The organism is Allobosea sp. OK403, from assembly GCF_900113835.1.
Classification (GTDB): Bacteria; Pseudomonadota; Alphaproteobacteria; order Rhizobiales; family Beijerinckiaceae; genus Allobosea.
In genome coordinates this window covers 1-18,770 of the sequence record NZ_FOQV01000016.1, presented here as the reverse complement: position 1 = coordinate 18,770, position 18,770 = coordinate 1, and the positions used below count along the sequence as shown (strand labels likewise).

General features: G+C 64.9%; 17 protein-coding genes, 1 tRNA gene and 1 pseudogene. 10 read left to right on the top strand and 9 right to left on the bottom strand.

The genetic code is table 11. The annotated features are described in order from the left end of the window. Window positions 1-194 precede the first annotated feature (194 nt). The 4 genes from BMZ97_RS28580 (at window position 195) to BMZ97_RS28565 (ending at window position 1,448) form a co-directional block, all read left to right on the top strand. Entirely contained in the window at window positions 195-470 is a 276-nt protein-coding gene (locus BMZ97_RS28580; RefSeq protein WP_092177872.1) for an antitoxin, read from the top strand. Continuing rightward, window positions 436-873, top strand: a complete 438-nt coding sequence (locus BMZ97_RS28575; protein ID WP_244546651.1) for a PIN domain-containing protein — start codon at window positions 436-438, stop codon at window positions 871-873. The genes BMZ97_RS28580 and BMZ97_RS28575 overlap by 35 nt, the downstream gene beginning before the upstream one ends. An 84-nt stretch (window positions 874-957) precedes the next feature. Continuing rightward, on the top strand, window positions 958-1,185 hold the full coding sequence (locus tag BMZ97_RS28570) for a hypothetical protein (RefSeq protein ID WP_092177870.1): 228 nt from the start codon (window positions 958-960) through the stop codon (window positions 1,183-1,185). Continuing rightward, on the top strand, window positions 1,185-1,448 hold the full coding sequence (locus tag BMZ97_RS28565; RefSeq protein ID WP_092177868.1) for a hypothetical protein: 264 nt from the start codon (window positions 1,185-1,187) through the stop codon (window positions 1,446-1,448). The genes BMZ97_RS28570 and BMZ97_RS28565 overlap by 1 nt, the downstream gene beginning before the upstream one ends. A 68-nt stretch (window positions 1,449-1,516) precedes the next feature. On the opposite strand, the gene BMZ97_RS28560 is transcribed toward BMZ97_RS28565, so the two are convergent. Next, entirely contained in the window at window positions 1,517-1,921 is a 405-nt protein-coding gene (locus BMZ97_RS28560; RefSeq protein ID WP_139221376.1) for a hypothetical protein, read from the bottom strand. A 1,058-nt stretch (window positions 1,922-2,979) separates the two neighbouring features. Here BMZ97_RS28560 and BMZ97_RS28555 point away from each other — a divergent pair. After that, complete coding sequence (locus BMZ97_RS28555) at window positions 2,980-3,582, top strand: DUF2971 domain-containing protein (RefSeq protein WP_210188355.1); 603 nt, start codon at window positions 2,980-2,982, stop codon at window positions 3,580-3,582. A 63-nt stretch (window positions 3,583-3,645) separates the two neighbouring features. Here BMZ97_RS28555 and BMZ97_RS28550 read toward each other — a convergent pair whose 3' ends face one another. Then, on the bottom strand, window positions 3,646-4,302 hold the full coding sequence (locus tag BMZ97_RS28550; RefSeq protein WP_092177862.1) for a hypothetical protein: 657 nt from the start codon (window positions 4,300-4,302) through the stop codon (window positions 3,646-3,648). A gap of 109 nt (window positions 4,303-4,411) precedes the next feature. Further along, window positions 4,412-4,485: transfer RNA gene (locus BMZ97_RS28545), tRNA-Gln, on the bottom strand. Window positions 4,486-4,945: 460 nt separating this feature from the next. Between BMZ97_RS28545 and BMZ97_RS28540 the strand changes: the two genes are divergently transcribed. From BMZ97_RS28540 to BMZ97_RS28520, 5 genes are all read left to right on the top strand, one after another. Continuing rightward, window positions 4,946-6,688 carry an ABC transporter ATP-binding protein gene (locus BMZ97_RS28540; RefSeq protein WP_092177860.1) on the top strand — a complete coding sequence of 581 codons (1,743 nt, stop codon included), beginning with the start codon at window positions 4,946-4,948 and terminating at the stop codon, window positions 6,686-6,688. 225 nt (window positions 6,689-6,913) lie between these two features. Continuing rightward, complete coding sequence (locus tag BMZ97_RS28535) at window positions 6,914-8,125, top strand: ABC transporter substrate-binding protein (protein ID WP_244546659.1); 1,212 nt, start codon at window positions 6,914-6,916, stop codon at window positions 8,123-8,125. Between the two features lie 168 nt (window positions 8,126-8,293). Continuing rightward, window positions 8,294-10,183, top strand: coding sequence for an ABC transporter permease (locus tag BMZ97_RS28530; RefSeq protein WP_092177856.1), 1,890 nt, complete (start codon window positions 8,294-8,296; stop codon window positions 10,181-10,183). Further along, window positions 10,180-10,986 (top strand): ABC transporter ATP-binding protein, encoded by an 807-nt coding sequence (locus BMZ97_RS28525; RefSeq protein ID WP_092177854.1) that lies wholly within the window; start codon window positions 10,180-10,182, stop codon window positions 10,984-10,986. The genes BMZ97_RS28530 and BMZ97_RS28525 overlap by 4 nt, the downstream gene beginning before the upstream one ends. A 1-nt stretch (window position 10,987) precedes the next feature. Further along, window positions 10,988-11,698 (top strand): ABC transporter ATP-binding protein, encoded by a 711-nt coding sequence (locus BMZ97_RS28520; RefSeq protein ID WP_092177852.1) that lies wholly within the window; start codon window positions 10,988-10,990, stop codon window positions 11,696-11,698. A gap of 338 nt (window positions 11,699-12,036) precedes the next feature. On the opposite strand, the gene BMZ97_RS28515 is transcribed toward BMZ97_RS28520, so the two are convergent. The 6 genes and pseudogenes from BMZ97_RS28515 to BMZ97_RS31040 all read right to left on the bottom strand — a co-directional run. Continuing rightward, window positions 12,037-12,885, bottom strand: a complete 849-nt coding sequence (locus BMZ97_RS28515; RefSeq protein WP_092177850.1) for a UPF0280 family protein — start codon at window positions 12,883-12,885, stop codon at window positions 12,037-12,039. Window positions 12,886-13,075: 190 nt separating this feature from the next. Further along, window positions 13,076-14,608 carry a 6-hydroxynicotinate reductase gene (locus BMZ97_RS28510; RefSeq protein WP_092177848.1) on the bottom strand — a complete coding sequence of 511 codons (1,533 nt, stop codon included), beginning with the start codon at window positions 14,606-14,608 and terminating at the stop codon, window positions 13,076-13,078. Further along, on the bottom strand, window positions 14,605-17,436 hold the full coding sequence (locus BMZ97_RS28505) for a molybdopterin-dependent oxidoreductase (protein WP_244546650.1): 2,832 nt from the start codon (window positions 17,434-17,436) through the stop codon (window positions 14,605-14,607). The genes BMZ97_RS28510 and BMZ97_RS28505 overlap by 4 nt, the downstream gene beginning before the upstream one ends. Continuing rightward, on the bottom strand, window positions 17,433-18,314 hold the full coding sequence (locus BMZ97_RS28500) for an FAD binding domain-containing protein (RefSeq protein ID WP_092177846.1): 882 nt from the start codon (window positions 18,312-18,314) through the stop codon (window positions 17,433-17,435). The genes BMZ97_RS28505 and BMZ97_RS28500 overlap by 4 nt, the downstream gene beginning before the upstream one ends. A 25-nt stretch (window positions 18,315-18,339) precedes the next feature. Then, the gene (locus BMZ97_RS28495; protein WP_092177844.1) at window positions 18,340-18,654 is read right to left on the bottom strand and encodes a 2Fe-2S iron-sulfur cluster-binding protein; all 315 of its coding nucleotides are present in this window, start codon (window positions 18,652-18,654) and stop codon (window positions 18,340-18,342) included. Then, window positions 18,654-18,770, bottom strand: a pseudogene (locus BMZ97_RS31040) (ferredoxin--NADP(+) reductase); the annotation flags it as partial. The gene BMZ97_RS28495 and the pseudogene BMZ97_RS31040, both read right to left, overlap by 1 nt.

The following is an 18,770-nucleotide window of genomic DNA, read 5'->3' as shown; positions in this document are numbered from 1 at the left end:
GGCCGTAGCTGCGCCGCTGCGCGGCTTGTCCAGGATGACGGCGCGGTTATGAGCGAGCCGACTGACCAAGATAACTTGCCTGGCTGTTAGGGCCATCGCATCCGCTGGAAAGGCCTGCCGGCGCTGCTCAAAGAGTCGACCGAAGCGCTCGCGATTTGATATCTATCTCGGGTAGATGTCGAAGGAAGCGCGCGATGCCGAGGGCAGACGAAAAGCGCACTGCGAAGCTGTTTATTCATGGCCGCAGCCAGGCTGTGTGCCTCCCCAAGGGGTTCCGCTTCGAAGGCAAGGAGGTGCGCGTCAGCAAGGTCGGCGACAAGGTGATCCTTGAGCCGATGGAGAAGCCGCCGATCGACCTTGACCGGTTCTGGGCGGAGCTCGACGCGATGGGCGCCAAGGGCTTCCTGCCCGAGGGCCTCCCGGAGGATGCGCCTGTTGATCCCGATCCGCGCGTGTTCTTCAACGGATGATCTGCCTCGACGCCAATATCGTTCTCTGGATCGTCAACGGCCGCAGCTCGGCGCTGCGCCGTCGGCTCGGCGAGCAGTTGCGCGCGGGCACGCCGATCGCCTGCCGGTCGTGGCGCTCTATGAGCTGCGCTACGGCTTCGCTAGGAGCGAGCGGCGCGAGGCGGCGGAACAGCTCCTGGAGAACTTCCTCAGCCTCGGCATCGCCGTTCTTCCCTTTAAGGAGGACGATGCCGCCCATGCCGGCGAGATCCGCGCCGCGCTGGAAATGCGCGGCACGCCGATCGGCCCATACGACTATCTCATCGCGGGCCAAGCCCGCCGCCACGGCGCCGCGCTGGTGACGCTTAACAAGGCGGAATTCGAACGCGTGCCGGGACTGTTGGTGATGGACCGGGCGGCATGAATGTGGCGATCACCGGCGAGGTCCGCGCCGAAAGGCCTTGGGCGCTTGCCGCCTGTAGGAGCGCGATATCCCAACAAGCGGGCCGTGCGGATCAAGGTTGTGATCCTGTCCAATGACCGCTCTTTGCGGCTCTGGCTCCCGTGGGCTCGGAAGCGCTTGCGGCCCGACTGGCTGAATATCATGATCGAGACCGGCGGGGGAAAGGCGAAGGCGAAGATTTGGTATCTCTATCAAGGCGTGATCGAGCCCAGCCGCTTCGCCGAGGTGCAGGTCAACGGGCAACTTTATGAGGAAAAAAGGGAAGCTGCGTGATGGATGGCAAATGCATTCGCCTAGACTTGGAGGAGGCGGACGCCACGGAACGGCACCTTGTGCAGGTCGAAGACCTGCCGGGCAGTTTCGCTATCGTTGAGCGAGTTGGCGGCATCGACGTTATTCAGTCTGATGGGAACAATCTGTCGTTCAAAGCTCGGATCGGCTCCGATCCTAACGTGGAGATGATGACTACGATCTTCCGATGCTCGGATTACGCCTACGTGGTTGAGAGCGACGGCGCCCGATTCATCGACGGCTAGCATATTGCCTAAGCCCAGGGCAATTTACGACAAGAGGCCCGCCGGTGCAGATCGGCGGGCCTTTCGCATTAAAGCTTGCGCAGCACGTCCGACTCCGGGAACGGATAATACTTCAGCCGAGGCTCTACGCAGCCCGGTGCGTTTTCGGTCGCGCCAACGGGCTGGAGCCCTTGCAAGCGCACGGCCGTCGCCGTGCGCCCCGTGTATCCGCCGACTCGGTTCTTCGCGTTGAACTTCACGCAAACGACATGAAGCCCGGTGTTGCCGGCCACCATCACGCTCGAAATCTCAACGTCGCGGATCGAATATGGATCAGCAAGATAGTCGCGGGCCGCATTGACGATCGCCTTTCGGATCGCCGGCGATGGCGGTTCTTGCGACGCCATCAGCTTGTCCATTACCTCAGTTGTCGACACGCAACCGCCCAATGCCGCGCCGACAGCCGCCGCAGCAATCAATCCCATCGACTTCACGATAGACCCCAAGCCAGCCAACACCATTTGCGGTGCACGCCACAGGTGTAGATCGGCCTGAATCCGGTTGTCGAGAGCGCGCCCAAGGAGATTTCCGACATGAGGCCCGCCGGTGTAGATCGGCGGGCCTCATGACATCCTCAGGTAACCCAGTATCAGAGACTAATCCGCCCCTTGATGCTCGCTTTGATCTGAACGGAAATTACGCGATACAGCCCCTGCCACCAACGTTCGGGGATACCGCTCTCCCATTCGAGACGGACTTCTTGCCCGCTTTGCTGGTCGTTAATATGCAGCGACCCCCTGCTGTATGCATCGCCGGCACCGCGGTTGTTGCGGAGCGTATTGATGATGCTGGATAGAGCGAGGTTAGGATTCGAGACGCGAGGAACAGCCGGCTTCCTAGATTTCGGAACCTTACCCGGTGGACCTGCAACTCGACCGCGACTTGGCGTCTTCATCATGGACGGAGGTCTCTCAGAACGTGCCGCGGACACGGATGCCTCGCGTGGCCGGTTGATCACCGGCTCCTGATGTCAGCCCAACTCGGTTTTATGCCCCGCGGACGCCTTGGCGTTGTATCCCGCCTTACTACGTCCGGTTGCGGCCAGTTTGGTCCGCGCGCGCGTTCTCGACGCCACCGTTGCCGGTGTGCCGCGTGTTCGCTCGACCCCTCTGGAAACTCTTACGCGGGTGTCGATTGGCGTTTCCGCCGGCCGTCACGCGACAGTCAAAATCTAGTCAGGATGTATCCGCCCGTCAAGGATTAGTGCCGCGCAAAGCCTGTAGGCACGACATCTCGCGCCGAAACGGGATTTGGCATATGCTTCAACCGCTTTGCGGCAGGCCGCCCGAACATAGTCGCCCGAGCCCAGGGCGACTTACGACAAGAGGCCCGCCGGTGCAGATCGGCGGGCATTTCGCGTTTCCGCCTTGACGTAGATGCTGCCTACAATCGAAACTTGAGCGACAGGGAACCACGGTAGCGCTCGAATCTGATGAGAGTTTACCACTTCATAAATCGAAAGTTTGGCCTTCAAGCAATTCGGCTGAGACGATTGAAGCTTTCGCGCCTTGATAGGTTAAATGATCCGTTCGAACTTCTGGGTTATGCGACAAAAACCCCAGCAGAGAGGGCGGCATGGTCAAACGTAAAATCGGGCCTAGCTAAATTCGGAGGCATTTTATGCTTCAGTGCCAATTGGCATAATCCAGTTCAATGGAGCCATTATGCTGATCGACATGCCGGCCTTTGCCTGGGGTTTGACGTTCCGGATCACCTGCTCGAAAAGGTGTGCTATCAAAGACAACGTCTCGCATGGGATGACTCTATGCTTGCTGCAATAGATGCAGAAAGTGATGAAGCCCATGAAATGATGCGCGCGCTGGTAAAAACGAAATTCCGTCATTGGCAATATGAACGCGAATATAGATTATTTGCAAAATTGAAAGACCCCGACAAACAGGGGCGATGTTTCGTCAATTTTGACTCAGACCTATTATTGCGGGAGATAATTGTTGGCGCTGAATCTGCCATAACGAGAGCGGAAATCGATAAAGCTCTCGGCAAACAGCGCGATCGCGTCTCCACAACGAAAGCTAGACTGGCGTTTAAGACGTTCAGCATCGTCGAGCAACGACTTAAGAATCAATGGTCATAACCCTTCGCCACGGCTGCCGGCCGCGCACATAGCCATGGCTGACAAGGCGGTCGGCATCAGCGATCACAGGGCTGCTAGCACAGCTTCTTCAATCTCTGATCTCGTAGGGCCGCTGCCTTGGTCCCGCGAGATGTCACCGGCGCGGTTCACCATAGGCGCGAACAACTTGCCGGCATATCTCTGCCCCGGCGTGAGGCCCCACCATTTGGAGGCCCGCAGGCAGACGACAACGCGTTCCCCGCGCTCTGCCTGCGGAAACAACACGTCCTGAGCCCAAGTCACCGCAAACCGGGATGACGGGAGCGCGGTGAGCGCGCCGTGGTCGGTGAAGTCCACCGACTTGTATCCTCCGATATTTAGAACGGCGATCCGATGCCGAGCATTCTCATAATCGGTTGTGAAGGGCGCGACCCGCTTGCGGAACCAAGCGTATCCCGCTGGCCAGTCTTTATCGGGAAGCGGCTCGCGCCCGGCCCGAATGCGCACGTAGCGAGCTTGTTCAACCGGGTTATCAGATGCGGCTTCGTCCGATTGGTGCAAGCCCGGCGACAAGAACAAGAGAACGACGGGCGCACTCAGAATCGGCCCTACAAACCCTGCAGGCAGGGCATTGGGGCTGAAGCCGAGTCTGAGCCGATCCCACGCGGTTCTATCGCGAGGATGCACCCGATCCGCCGCGGAGCACTCTGACCAAAAATCCGCGATATCGTTGGGATGCATTGAAGATGCCCTGATTGAGGGCGCCACCATAGCCTGCGGCAGCATGCTGCACGACGTCCGACCGTTGCGGCGATTTGAAGTTTTTCTTTAAAATCAACCACTAGCGAAGTGGCTGGGGGACTAGGATTCGAACCTAGACAACCAGAGTCAGAGTCTGGGGTCCTACCGTTAGACGATCCCCCAACGGCGCGGTGCGTTCGCGTTGGTGAGCCGGGGTCTAATCAAACCGAGCCCGGATGGCAAGTGCAGAATGCAGGCTTGTGGACGATCCGCCGCGAGGCACCGTGTCTTTGGGATTATCGTGGCCTTCGCGCAGCCGAACGCGCTGCGCATAGCCCCAAAAGAAAAAAGGGCTACGCCGAAGCGCAGCCCGAAGTCTAGGGAGGAAACGCCCAAGGAGGGCGACACAGCATCTCTGCTGCGGTGCACAAGAGATAGGACTTCTTTTGGTTCTGGACAAGAGGAAAGGGACAGCATGGCTGTCCCTATTTTAATCTTCCTGCCCATAAATGCGCCATTTTATCATATTTGGCCCGACTGGGCGCTAAAGAGGCAGTTTGGCGCGCTCTGGCCCTCGTTCCGGCATGCCGGCCCGGCAGGAAAAACCGGGCACAAGCAGGGCGCAAGCTGCTATGAGAGCGCCATGCTGCGCGCCTTCCTCGCCTATTATCGCCCGCATAGGACGCTGTTCCTCGTCGATTTCGGCTGCGCCGTGATCTCCGGCCTGCTCGAACTCTGCTTTCCGCTGGCGGTGAGGGGATTCGTCGACATCCTGCTGCCGCGCGGCGACTGGCCCTTGATTCTCATGGCGGGGGCGGGGCTCCTGCTGATCTACACGGTCAATTCCGGGCTGATGGCGATCGTGACCTATTGGGGGCACCGGCTCGGCATCAATATCGAGACCGAGATGCGCCGGCAGGCCTTCGACCATCTGCAAAAACTCTCCTTCCGCTTCTATGACGAGCAGAAGACCGGGCATCTTGTCGCCCGCGTCACCAAGGATCTGGAGGAGATCGGCGAGGTCGCCCATCACGGGCCGGAAGACCTGTTCATCGCGGTGATGACCTTCCTCGGCGCCTTCGTGCTGATGGCCTATATCCATGTCGAGCTGGCCTTGATGACGGCGCTGGTGGTGCCGCTCGCCGGCTTCATCGTGGCGCGCTATGGCGGGCGCATGACCCGCAACTGGCAGGCGCAATATGGCCGCGTCGGCGCGTTCAATGCCAGGCTGGAGGAGAATATCGGCGGCATCCGCGTGGTGCAGGCTTTTGCCAATGAGGCGCATGAACGCGCGCTCTTCGCCGGCGACAACCAACTCTACCGGGCGACCAAGCTCGACGCCTATCGCATCATGGCGGCGAGCCAGGCGCTGAACTATCTCGGCATGCGGTTGGTGCAGCTCGCGGTGATGCTGGCCGGCACCTGGTATGTCGTGCAGGGCTCGCTGACGATCGGCGGCTTCGTCGGCTTTCTGCTGCTGGTCGGCGTATTCTACCGCCCGCTCGACAAGATCGCCGCCGTGATCGAGACCTATCCCAAGGGCATTGCCGGTTTCCGGCGCTATCAGGAGCTGCTCGCGACGCAGCCCGATATCGCGGACAAGCCGGGCGCGATCGTGCCCGTGGCGCTCGAAGGCGATATCCGCTTCACCAGCGTCGGTTTCGGCTATGCCAAGGGCCGCCCTGTGCTGGCGGGCGTCGATCTCGCCATTGCTCCCGGCGAGACCGTCGCCTTCGTCGGCCCGTCCGGCGCCGGCAAGACGACCTTGCTCTCGCTGCTGCCGCGCTTCTATGAGGTCGATTCCGGCGCCATCAGCATCGACGGCATCGACATCCGCGACATGACGCTGGCCGGCTTGCGCAGGCAGATCGGCATCGTGCAGCAGGATGTCTTCCTGTTCGCGGGCACGATCCGCGAAAACATCGCCTATGGCCGGCTCGATGCCACCGAGGCCGAGATCACCGAGGCTGCGCGCCGCGCCAGGCTCGACGCGATGATCGCCGATCTGCCCGCCGGGCTCGACACCGTGGTCGGCGAGCGCGGCGTCAAGCTCTCGGGCGGGCAGAAGCAGCGCCTCGCCATCGCCCGCATCTTCCTCAAGAACCCGCCGATCCTGATCCTGGACGAGGCGACCTCGGCGCTCGACACCGAGACCGAACAGGCGATCCAGGCCTCGCTCAGCGAATTGGCGCGCGGCCGCACGACCTTGGTCATCGCACATCGGCTCGCCACCATCCGCCATGCCCACCGCATCGTGGTGGTGACGGAGGACGGCATCGCCGAACAGGGCAGGCATGAGGACCTCGTGCACGCCGGCGGCCCCTACCAGGCCCTGCACGAGGCGCAGGTCTCGCCATTACGCCTGTCGCTCGGTGCGGCCGAGTGAGGCTCGGCGAGGAGGCCTTGCCGGGGCTGCGCGCCGCCTTGAAACCTGCCTCCGGCTTGCGCAGAGGCTGACGTTTTTTAGGCGTTGACAAGCGATTTAGGGCTCTTCAAATTCATAAGTACACAAATGATTATGCAGGCTGACGCAGCGGCGTCGGCATGCGACATCTGTCAACGAGCATCGGGGCGTTTCGCCACCGGGCCAGAACGGGGAACAGCGATGACGATCGACCGTCGGTCACTTCTAGCCGGCGCCTCCGCCGGCGCTGCCTTGATCGCTGCGCCGGCCCTGGTGCGGGCGCAAGGGGCAGGGCCCATCAAGGTGGGCGAGATCAACAGCTACACGGCCCAGCCCGCCTTCCTGAAGCCCTATCGCCAGGGCTGGGAGCTGGCGCTGGAGCAGATCAATGCGGCGGGCGGCGCGCTCGGGCGCAAGATCGAGACGATCTTCCGCGACGATGGCGGCAAGCCGGAAGATGCGGTGCGCCATGCCGGCGACCTGATCAACGCCGAGAAGGTCGATCTGCTCTCGGGCGGCTTCCTCTCCAATGTCGGGCTCGCCATCGCCGACTTCGCCGCCCAGAACAAGCGCCTCTATGTCGCCTCCGAGCCGCTCTCGGATGCGGTCGTCTGGGCCAAGGGCAACCGCTACACCTTCCGCCTGCGCCCCTCGACCTACATGCAGGCGGCGATGCTGGTCGAGGAGGCCGCCAAGCTCCCGGCCAAGAAATGGGCGCTGGTCGCGCCGAACTACGAATATGGCCAATCCGGCGTGAAGTGGTTCAAGGAGCTGCTGAAGAAGGCCAAGCCCGATGTCGAATTCGTCGCCGAGCAATTCCCGGCGCTCGGCCGCATCGATGCGGGCGCGACCGTGCAGGCGCTGGAGGCCTCCAAGCCCGATGCGATCTTCAACGTCACCTTCGGCGCCGATCTCTCGAACTTCGTTCGCCAGGGCAATACCCGCGGCTTGTTCGAGGGCAGGGCGGTCGTCTCGATGCTGACCGGCGAGCCTGAATATCTCGATCCGCTCGGCGCCGAAGCGCCGGTCGGCTGGATCGTCACCGGCTATCCCCATGCCGACATCCAGACGCCGGAGCATGTGAAGTTCCGTGACGCCTACAAGGCCAAGTTCAACGATTATCCGCGCCTCGGCTCGGTGGTCGGCTTCGATACGATGAACTCGATTGCGGCCGGGCTCGCCAAGGCCGGCTCGACCGACAATGAGAAGCTGGTCGATGCTATGAAAGGCCTGAAATTCCCCTCCGCCTTCGGCCAGGCCGAATACCGCGCCATCGACCACCAGTCGACGCTGGGCGCCTTTGTCGGCAAGACCGCGGTCAAGGACGGCAAGGGTGTGATGGTCGATTGGCGCTATGCCGACGGCGCGAAATACCTGCCTAGCGACGCCGAGGTGAAGACGCTGCGCCCGGCGGGGTGAGGCGACCTCTGGTTAACTGGCTCATGAACCTCTGTCATCCCGGACAAGCCGCGTAGCGGCGCAGATCCGGGATCCATCGGAAGGCTCCGGAGCTCTAGGATGGATCTCGGATCTCCGCTTCGCTGCGTCCGGGATGACGGCGGAGCTTTGGCTCAAGGTGGATTCAGCATGATCGACCTCATCCTTACCCAGACGCTGAACGGGCTGGCCTCGGCCTCCTCGCTCTTTCTCGTTGCGTCGGGGCTGTCGATCATCTTCGGCGTCACGCGCATCGTGAATTTCGCGCATGGCTCGCTCTATATGCTCGGCGCCTATCTCGCCTGGACGCTGGTGAGTTCTTTCGGTGCGGCGGAGCCGCTTGGCTTCTGGGGCGGCGTACTGCTCGCGGCGCTGCTCGTCGGGCTCCTCGGCGTCGTGATCGAGGTCCTGGTGCTGCGCCGGATCTACCAGGCGCCGGAACTCTTCCAATTGCTTGCCACTTTCGGCGTCGTGCTGATGCTGCAGGATCTGACGCTTGCGACCTGGGGGCCGGAGGACAAGCTCGGGCCGCGCGCGCCGGGCCTCAAGAGCTTCGTCATCCTGTTCGACAATCGCTTCCCGACCTATGAGCTCTTCCTGATCGCGGTTGGGCCACTCGTGCTGCTCATCCTCTGGCTTCTGTTCCAGAAGACGCGCTGGGGCACGTTGGTGCGGGCTGCGACGCAGGACCGCGAGATGGTCGGCGCGCTCGGCGTCAACCAGCGCCTGCTCTTCACCTCGGTCTTCGCCTTCGGCTCGATGCTGGCAGGGCTCGGCGGCGCGCTGCAGCTCCCGCGCGAGGCGGTCAACCTGCATATGGACCTGTCGATGATCTCGGAGGTCTTCGTGGTCGTGGTCGTCGGTGGCCTGGGCAGCGTGACGGGGGCTTATCTCGCCGCCGTGCTGATCGGCATCCTGCACGCCTTCGGCATCCTGATCTTTCCCAAGATCACGCTGGTGCTGGTCTTCCTGGTGATGGCGGTGGTCCTGGTGGTCAAGCCCTATGGCTTGATGGGCAAGGCGCCGATCGGCGGCGCGCGCGGCCATGGTCCGGCCGAGCCGCTGCTGCTGCCGGCCGACAAGCTGACCAAGCTTGCCGGGCTGATCGCGCTCCTGCTGCTCGTGCTCGCGCCGCTGGTCGCGCCGGACCATATCCTGCTGACGCTGACCGAACTCGTGATCTTCGCGCTCTTCGCCGCCTCGCTTCATTTCATGATGGGGCCGGGCGGCATGGCCTCCTTCGGCCACGCCGCCTATTTCGGGCTCGGCGCCTATGGCGCGGCGCTGGCGGTGAAATGGCTGGGCGCTTCGATGGAGCCCGCCTTGATCTTCGCGCCCTTCCTGGCGGGGATTGCGGGCGTCGTCTTCGGCTGGTTCTGCGTGCGCCTCTCGGGCGTCTATCTCGCCATGCTGACGCTCGCCTTCGCGCAGATCGCCTGGGCCACCGCCTTCCAATGGGTCGAGCTGACCGGTGGCGACAACGGCATTCTTGGTGTCTGGCCCTCGGCCTGGGCCGTTTCGAAAACCGGCTTCTACTATCTCACGCTCGGCGTCTGCGTGTTCTCGATCCTCGCCTTGCGCCTGACGATCTTCTCACCGCTCGGCTACGCCTTGCGGGCCGGGCGCGACAACCCGCTGCGGGCCGAGGCCATCGGCCTCGACGTGATGCGCATCCAATGGGTCGCCTTCGCGGTCGCGGCCTTTGCTGCGGGCATTGCGGGCGCGCTCTTTGCCTTCTTCAAGGGCTCGGTCTTCCCGACCTATATGGCGATCCCGCGCTCGGTCGATGCGCTGCTGATGGTGCTGCTCGGCGGCGTGCAGACCGTGGCGGGCCCGGTCATCGGCGCCTTCGCCTATGCGGGCTTGAGCGAGCAATTGATGAAGGCGACGATGTATTGGCGCTTTGGGCTCGGGCTCTCGATCGTGCTGCTCGTCATCCTGTTCCCGCGCGGGCTGGTCGGCGCTTCGCTGCTGCTGCGCGAGCGCTGGACGAGGCAGCCCGAGCCTGCCGCCCGGCTCGCAGCGGAGGGCGGACGATGAACGCGGTCCCGCAGCTGCAGGCGGCGGTCCCCGCCGCGGCGCAAGATCCGGTGCTGGTCGTGCGCGATCTGCAAAAATCCTTCGGCGGCGTGCGCGCGGTCGACGGTGTCTCCTTCTCCGTCCAGGCCGGCACGATGCTGGCGCTGATCGGCCCCAATGGCGCGGGCAAGACCACCTGCTTCAACATGCTCAACGGCCAGCTCAGGCCCGATGGCGGTGAGGTTCTGCTGGCGGGCAGGCCGATCACCGGCATGAAGCCGCGCGTGGTCTGGCGCATGGGCGTCGGCCGCACCTTCCAGATCACCGCGACCTTCACCTCAATGACGGTGCGCGAGAATGTTCAGATGGCGCTGATCTCCCATGCCGGCGGGATCTGGAGCCCGTTCGGGCGCGCCCGCGACCGCCATGTCGAGGCCGCCGACGCATTGCTCGCCCAGGTCGGCATGCTGGAACAGGCGGAGCGAGCTTGCGGCGTGCTCGCCTATGGCGATCTCAAGCGCGTCGAGCTCGCGGTCGCGCTGGCCAACCAGCCGAGACTCCTGCTGATGGATGAGCCCACCGCCGGCATGGCGCCGCGCGAGCGCATCGAACTGATGGCGCTGACCGCCGATATTGCTGCCGCCAAGGGCATTGCCGTGCTTTTCACCGAGCACGACATGGATGTCGTCTTCACCCATTCAGACAGCGTCATCGTGCTCGATCGCGGCCGGCTGATCGCCCATGGCACGGCCGAGGAGGTCCGGCGCGATCCCAATGTCCGCGCCGTCTATCTCGGCTCCGGCGCGACCTCGGGAGGGCATTGAGATGAGTGCGTTACTCGAAATCGCGGGACTCGACGCCTATTACGGTCGCGCCCATATCCTGCAGGGCCTCGGCTTCACGATGAACCGCGGCGAGGTGCTGGCCTTGATGGGCCGCAACGGCGCCGGCAAATCGACCACGATGAAGGCGATCATGGGCCTGGTGCCTCCAGCCGGCGGAACCGTGACCTTTGAGGGACGGGCGGTTCAGGGGCGCGAACCCTTCGAGATTGCCCGCCTCGGCATCGGCTATGTGCCGGAGGACCGGCGCGTCTTCTCCGAACTTAGCGTGATGGAGAACCTTTCGGTCGCGCAGCGCCCGGCGCGCTCTGACGCGCCGCACTGGACGCCGGAGCGGCTGTTTGCGCTCTTCCCCAATCTCGGCCGCATGCGCGACCGGCCGGGCGGGGCGATGTCGGGTGGCGAGCAGCAGATGCTGACGATCGCGCGGACCCTGATGGGCAACCCCAAGCTCGTCCTGCTCGACGAACCGTCCGAGGGGCTGGCGCCGGTCATCGTCGAGGACATGGCCAAGACCATCCTGGCCTTGAAGGCCGAGGGTCTTTCGGTGCTGATCTCGGAGCAGAACCTGCACTTCGCCGGCAATGTCGCCGACCGCGCCGCGATCATCGAGAAGGGCATGATCCGCTTCACCGGCACGATGGACGAGCTGAAGGGCAACGAGGCGGTCAGGACGCAGTATCTGTCGGTGTAGTCGGGGCGTCATTCTTGGGCGGAGCCCTCGGGTCCGGCCTTTGGCCGGCCGAAGGATAGGCTCCGCGCAGACACAGGGGATCCATGCCGGAGCGTTTCCCACAGGCTGCGACGGCCTCTTCCCTTCTCCCGTATCAAAGTCGGCTGTTGCCGACTTTGACACTTTGGGTTGCCCATCTCGGGCAAGCCCGAGATGGGCCGGAGAAGGTGGCGCGGAGCGCCGGATGAGGGTGTGCCCTTTCAATAGAAGGCGCTGCGGCGCAGTTGCGCCCTAACAATCAGCGGCGGGCCCTCACCCCTGCCCCTCTCCCATCCGGGAGAGGGGTTCCCCGCGCCCGATCATGACAGATTGGACGCCCCACCCACGCTGCGCCATTCATTCGCCAGGGCGAGCAGAGCGCCCTCGATCAGCCCCTCGGACAGCAGCGTCTCAGCGACCCTGACGCCGTTCCCCAGCGCCGTCGCCACGGCCGTCGGTGACAACGGTCCCACTTCAACCGTCACCAACAACTCCCTGAGATCGCTGTCGGGATCGAGTTCCCGCGCCGGCCGCCGCAGGATCGCCGCGTCCTTCACATCGACGGCATTGGCGATGACGGTCGCGGCTGCGTCGGCCTCGGCTGCCGAGCGTGCCAGCACGGTGACAGCGTCGGCGATGCCGAGCGAGAAGGAGCGCCCGCGCCAGCCGCTGGTCGCGATGCCCCGCGCCGGGCTTGCCGCATCGAGCCGCAGGAAACCCTCCGGCCGTGCGCGGGTGAGCGAGGGCACGACGCCGATGTCGAGCGGATGGCCGGGCGTGACATGCAGCGCGATATCGCCGCCATTATTGACATAGGCGCGCTCGAGCCGGGGTTCGGCGGCGAGCATCGCGGTGAGGACCGTATCCGCCACCGCGCCGGCGACGGCGGCCATCGGCGTGATGTATTGCGTCCGAAAGGCCCAGCAGGCGCGCGCCATGCGTTGCGCCGTGGCACCTCTCAGGGAGGGCGGCTGATGGTCGAGCGGCTGGCGCAACAGGCGCAATTCGCCGGCGAGTTCGGTCAAAAGCCCATCGAAGCGCGCCTCGGCCGCGGCATAGGCCCGCTCGATCCGCGGCTTGGGAGCGAAGGCCGCGATGACGAGATCGCTCGGCCCCTCCTGCAGATGCAGCCGGTTGCCGGGCAGGCGGGAGACGCGATGGGTTTTCATGATGAGAGCATGATGTGTTCTGACGTCAGCATAACGTCATCCCGGACAAGCCGCGCAAGCGGCGCTCCAGGATCCATCGGAGGGCCAATCCTTTAAAGCGCCTGGCTCTACGATGGATCCCGGCGCTCCGCTTCGCTTCGGCCAGGATGACGTGGCGGAGGTGGAAGCCTCGCGCTTATGACGCGAAGTGCTACCCCGCATCCCGCCTGAGCGGCCATGGATTCTCCGCTGCCGCGCTCTCGATCCGCGCCTGCCCGCCATGGGCGCGCAAGATCTCCTCCATCGGGACGATCTCGTCGGCATGCCCGCCCGAGGCGAGATAGAGTTCGCGCGGCAGGGTGAATTCGATCGGCGCGACGATTGCCGGCGTCGGCACATAGCCGAAGGCGTTTTTGGGCATGCGCAGCACATCGACCATCACGGTGATGCCGCCGCCGGGCCAGACATAGACCGGCGCGCCGCCCATCGTGACCCGTGTCGTGCCTGATTGAACCGAGCGCGTCAGCAGCACGGGGTTTTCGGTGACACCCGCCCGCAAGCTGCCGCCGGCGCCGGCCATGAAGGTGACCGTGCAGAGCGAGGGCTCGCAATTCTCGCCGATGCGCTCGACGACCTGCCGCACGGCCAACGGCATCTCGGCCTCGACGGGCAGCAAGTTCTCGTCGAGGACGTAGTAGAGCGAATCCTCGCCGGTGGTCGACGTCATCAACAGGCGCATGCCGGGCCAGGCGAGACCTGCATCGATCTTCTGGATGATCGAGAGCGGTTCGGTGATGTCGGTGCCGCCCCAGCCGAGGCCGGGCTGGGCGACCTGGAAATAGCGGCCAGGCGTCGATTTGCGCCCGCGCACGCGAATGCCGGCGGGCTTCATGTCGAGCACGCGGCCGGCCTGATGCTCGGTCAGCACACCGGTGATGTGGTCGTCGACGACGATGACCTCGTCGACATGGCCCTGCCACTGCTTGGCGAAGATGCCGATGGTCGCCGAGCCGCAGCCGACGCGCATGCGCGCCTCCGGCTTGCCGTCGACGATGGGCGCGTGGCCGGCCTGCACGATCACGCCATGGCCGCCATCGATGGTCAGCTCGACGGCCTCGCCATTGCTGAGCTTCAGCATCGCCTCGCAGGTGGCGTTGCCTTCCTTCTTGGAACCGCCGGTGAGGTGGCGCACGCCGCCGAGCGAGAGCATCTGCGAGCCGTATTCGGCTGTGGTGACATGGCCGACCTGCTCGCCATTGGCTCGCACGGCAGCGGTCTCCGGGCCGAGATGACGGTCGGTGTCGATCTTCACCTTGACGCCGCAATACGAAAAGATGCCCTCGGTCACGACCGTGACGGTGTCGACCCCCTCATGCTGCGAGGAGACGATGAAGGGGGCGGGCTTGTAGTCGGGATAGGTCGTGCCCGAGCCGATGCCGGTGACGAAGGCACGATCCGCCGGCAGGATCCTGCCGTCCCAATCCTCGGCATTTTCAGCGAAAGGCACGACAGGACCACCAACCTCGACGGCTTCCGCCAGCAGCACGACCGGGTCGGTGCGGATCAGCAGCCCATTGTCATTGGCATAGCGCGAACAGGCGCCGGAGCGGCCGGGGCGAATGCGACACAGGACCGGGCAGGCGTCGCAGCGGACGATGCCTTCATTGCCCTCTGACGCGCCGAATTTGCGCGAGCGCTCGGCGAGTGCCGCATCCACTGCGGGAACGGGGTTGAGTTCGTTCATGGCTGAGTCTCCTCGCCAATATTCCTGTCGCCAATATCCATGTCGCCACTGTCCTTGGCCCGCAGCAATTCCCACAAGCGATGCGGCAGCACCGGCACCTGCCGAGGCGTCACGCCGGTCGCGTGGCGGATCGCGCCGAGGATCGCCGGCGCGGTCGGCACCAGAGCCGGCTCGCCGATGCCCTTGGCGCCGGAGGGGCCGAGCGGCTCGGCATCCTCGACCAGGATGATCTCGATCGGCGGCACGTCGCCGGCCGTCGGGATCAGGTAATCGTGCAGATTCTCGGTGCGGCCGGGCAGGTATTCCTCCAGCAGCGCCAGCCCGATGCCCTGTGCGATGCCGCCATGGATCTGGCCTTCGACCAGCATCGGGTTGATCGCGCGGCCGACATCATGGGCCGCGACGATGCGGTTGAGCTTGATCGTGCCGAGATCGAGATCGACGTCGAGCGAGGCGATCTGCGCCGCAAAACCATAGGTGGCGTAGGGGATGCCTTGGCCTTTTTCGTCCAAGGGCACGGTCGGCGGGTCGAAGCTCCCGATGCCCTCCAGAACGATGCCATCGGCCTTGGCGGGGAGGGCGGCGAGGTCGATGCGCGCGATGACGCCGTTCTCCTCGACCAGCAATTGCGTGCCCGCGAGCTTCAGGGCCGCGGTCGGACCCGCATTGGTCAGGCGCAGGATCTCGCTGCGTAGCGCGGCGGCGGCAGCCTCCGAGGCGCGGCCGGAGACGAAGGTCTGGCGCGAGGCCGAGGTCTTGCCAGCGTCGAAGGTTTTGAAGGTGTCGCCGATGACCAGGGTGAAGGCCTCGACCGGCAGGCCGAGCGCGTCGGCCGCGATCTGGGTCAGCACGGTGGTCGAGCCCTGGCCGATGTCGACCGCGCCGTTCCAGAAGGTGAGCTGGCCCGTGCTGTCGAGCGTGATGCGCATGGTCGAAGGGTTCGACATGCCGGTGTTACCGATGCCGTACCACATGCAGCCGATGCCGACGCCGCGGCGCGTGCGGCCTTCGCCTGCATTGAATGCCGCCGCATCCGCGAGCAGGGCCTGCCAATGGGGTTTGAGCTTCTCCAGGCATTCGGCCAGGCCGGCGCTGGCTTGCAGGACTTGGCCGGTCGGTGTCGTGTCGCCGGCGCGGATGGCATTGATCAGGCGGAACTCCAGCCGATCGAGGCCGGCAGCAGTCGCGAGATCGTCGAACAGACTCTCCTGCGCGATCGCGGCCTGCGGCACGCCGAAGCCGCGAAAGGCGCCTGCTGGCGGGCCGTTGGTGTAGACCGCGCGCGACAGATTGCAGACATTGGGTACCTTGTAGGGGCCGGTCGCATGCACCGGCACGCGGCCTGCCACCGTCGGGCCCCAGGAGGAATAGGCGCCGGTGTCGAAATCGCCCTCCATGGCGAAGGCGACGAGCCGGCCTTGGGCGTCGCAGGCAGCCCTGGCCTCGATCGAGGAGGGGTGGCGCTTGGTCGAGGAGATCATCGATTCGATGCGGCCGAAGACGCAGCGCACCGGCCGGTCGAGGACCCAGGCCGCGACCGCCAGCATCGGCTGCAGCGAGACGTCGAGCTTGCCGCCGAAGCCGCCGCCGCAAGCCGAGGGGATGATGCGGACATCCTCGAGCTTCAGGCCGAGCACGCGGGCGACCTCGTCGCGGTCCATATAGGGCGCCTGGGTGCAGGCAAAAACCTCGATCGTGTCGCCGACGCGCCGGGCATAGCCGGCCTCGGGTTCGATATAGGCATGCTCGACGAAGCCGGTCTCGAAGCTGCCTGCGGTGACATGAGCGGCCTGCGCGAAGCCCGCCTCGACATCGCCGCGCTCGACGCGGCCGCGCGTCAGCACATTGTCGGGGGCGAAGTCGTGCAGGATGAAAGCACTCTCGCCCAGCGCCGCCTTGACGCCGACCATCGGCGGCAGCGCCTCCCAGGCAATCGGGAACTCGTCCAGCCGGATCGCCTCGACCGCATCCTTCTCGCCGACGATGGCGAGCACGCATTCACCGCGATAGCGGGTTTCACTGGTGGAGAAGACCGGCTGGTCCTTGAGATGCGGGTAGATGCCGAAGGAATTCTCGCCCGGCACGTCCTTCCCAGTGAAGATGCGCACGAGGCCTGGATGGCTTGCGACGAAGGCGTCGAGATCGCCCAGGGTGAAACGCGCGCGAGGATGGGGGCAGCGCACGGCGCGCAGCCAGAGCGCATCGACCGGCGCGGCATCGGCGCCATAGATCTCGGTGCCGGTAACCTTGGGCTCTCCGTCAAGGCGGGTCATGCGCGCGCCGACGGACGCACTGCTCGCGGCAGGCGCGATCGGAGCGGGCTCGATGAAAAGATGCGCGTCGCGCACGGCCTCGACGATCTTGAGATAGCCGGTGCAGCGGCAAAGCACGCCGCCAAGCGCATCCTGGGTCTCGGCCTCGTCGGGCTGCGGGCTGCGCTTGAGCAGATCATAGCCCGCCATCAGCATGCCGGGCGTGCAGATGCCGCATTGGGCCGCGCCATGCGCGTGGAACGCCTTCTGTAGGGCTGAGCCGAGCGTGTCCTGCGCCAGGCCTTCGACGGTGATGATCTCGCGGCCTTCCACTTGTCCGATCGGCGTCAGGCAGGCGCAGGCCTGTGCGCCGTCGATCAGGACCGTGCAGGCGCCGCAATCGCCGGCGTCGCAGCCGATCTTGGTGCCGGTGGCGCTGAGGCTCCCGCGCAGCGCCTCGCTCAACCGGGTGTCGGGCGCGTCGCTCAGATGGACGTTCGCGCCGTTGAGCCGGAAGGCGATACCCTCAGAGGCCGGAGCCGAGGAGCTGAGGGTGGAGCGATCATGGACGTTCACGCGGCGACCTCCAGCGGCGAAGACAGCAAACCGGCGAGCGCACGCCGCACCAGGACAAGCGCGGCGTCGCGGCGATAGGCGGCGCTGGCGCGGACATCGTCGATCGGCGACAGGGGCGCGAGATCGGAGGCGCTGACGCTCTCAGCCAGCGCAGGCGAGGGCAGCTGACCGAGCAGCCGGGCCTCAATCGCGCTCAATCGCTGCGGCGCGGCCGCGCAGGCCCCGACGGCGATCCGCAGCGAAGCAATGCGCCCCTGCTCATCCAAGGCGAGATTGATGGCGACGGAGGCGATCGAGATCACCAGATAGGCGCGCGCGCCGAGTTTTTTGAAAGTCGAGCGCGCTTGCGCCGGTTGTGCCGGCACATGGATGGCGACCAGCAATTCATCGGGCGCGAGTGCGGTCTTGCGGTTCCCAAGCACGAATGAGGCGAGCGGCAATCGCCGGCTTCCATGGGGGCCGGCGAGTTCGACCTCGGCCTCCAATGCGAGCAGCGGCGGCACCCCGTCAGCGGCGGGCGAAGCGTTGCAGAGATTGCCGCCGATCGTGGCCCGGTTCTGGATCTGGACGCCGCCGACCTGCCGGCTTGCCTGTTTCAAGGCGTCGAAGGCAGGCGGGAAATCGGCCTCAGCGATGGCGCTCCATGTCGCCATCGCGCCGATACGGATGCCGTCCGGGCCGTGATCGATGCCGGCGAGCTCGGGGATGAGACTGAGGTCGAGCAGATCGCGATTTTGGGGCTCGAACCAGGCGGCACGCTGGGTGCGCACGGGGTAGACGTCGGTGCCGCCCGCCAGGACCGTCAGCGGCATGGCGCTCTCCGCCTTGAGCTGGAGCGCCTCGGTGAGGCTACGGGGTCGAAGATAGCGTGTCGTCATTCAGCCCTCGCTTATCTCGAATGCCTCAGCCGTGGTCCGGCGCCAGCGCGACCTTGAGCCCGTCGAGTTCTGGCGAGATCAGGATCTGGCAGGCGAGACGGGAATTCGGCCGGACATCGAAAGCGTCGTCGAGCCGTTCGATCTCCTCCTCCAGAGGCGGATGCAGCTTAGCGAGCCAGTCCTGCTCGACATAGACATGGCAGGTGGCGCAGGCGCAGGCACCGCCGCATTCGGCTTTGATCGGCAGGCCCCAGTCGCGGATGATCTCCATCAAACGCCAGCCTTCGAGCGCCTCGAGTTCGCTCTCTTCGCCGTCGCGGTTGGTGACATGCACCGTCATCACGCGACTCCGAGCTTTTTCTGGAGGGATGTTGAGGAGGTCGTGTACTGGAAGGTCAGTCGCTTGTCGGGATAGACGTAGCGATGGGCTTTTTGGGCGGCGAGCGCGGCCTCGTG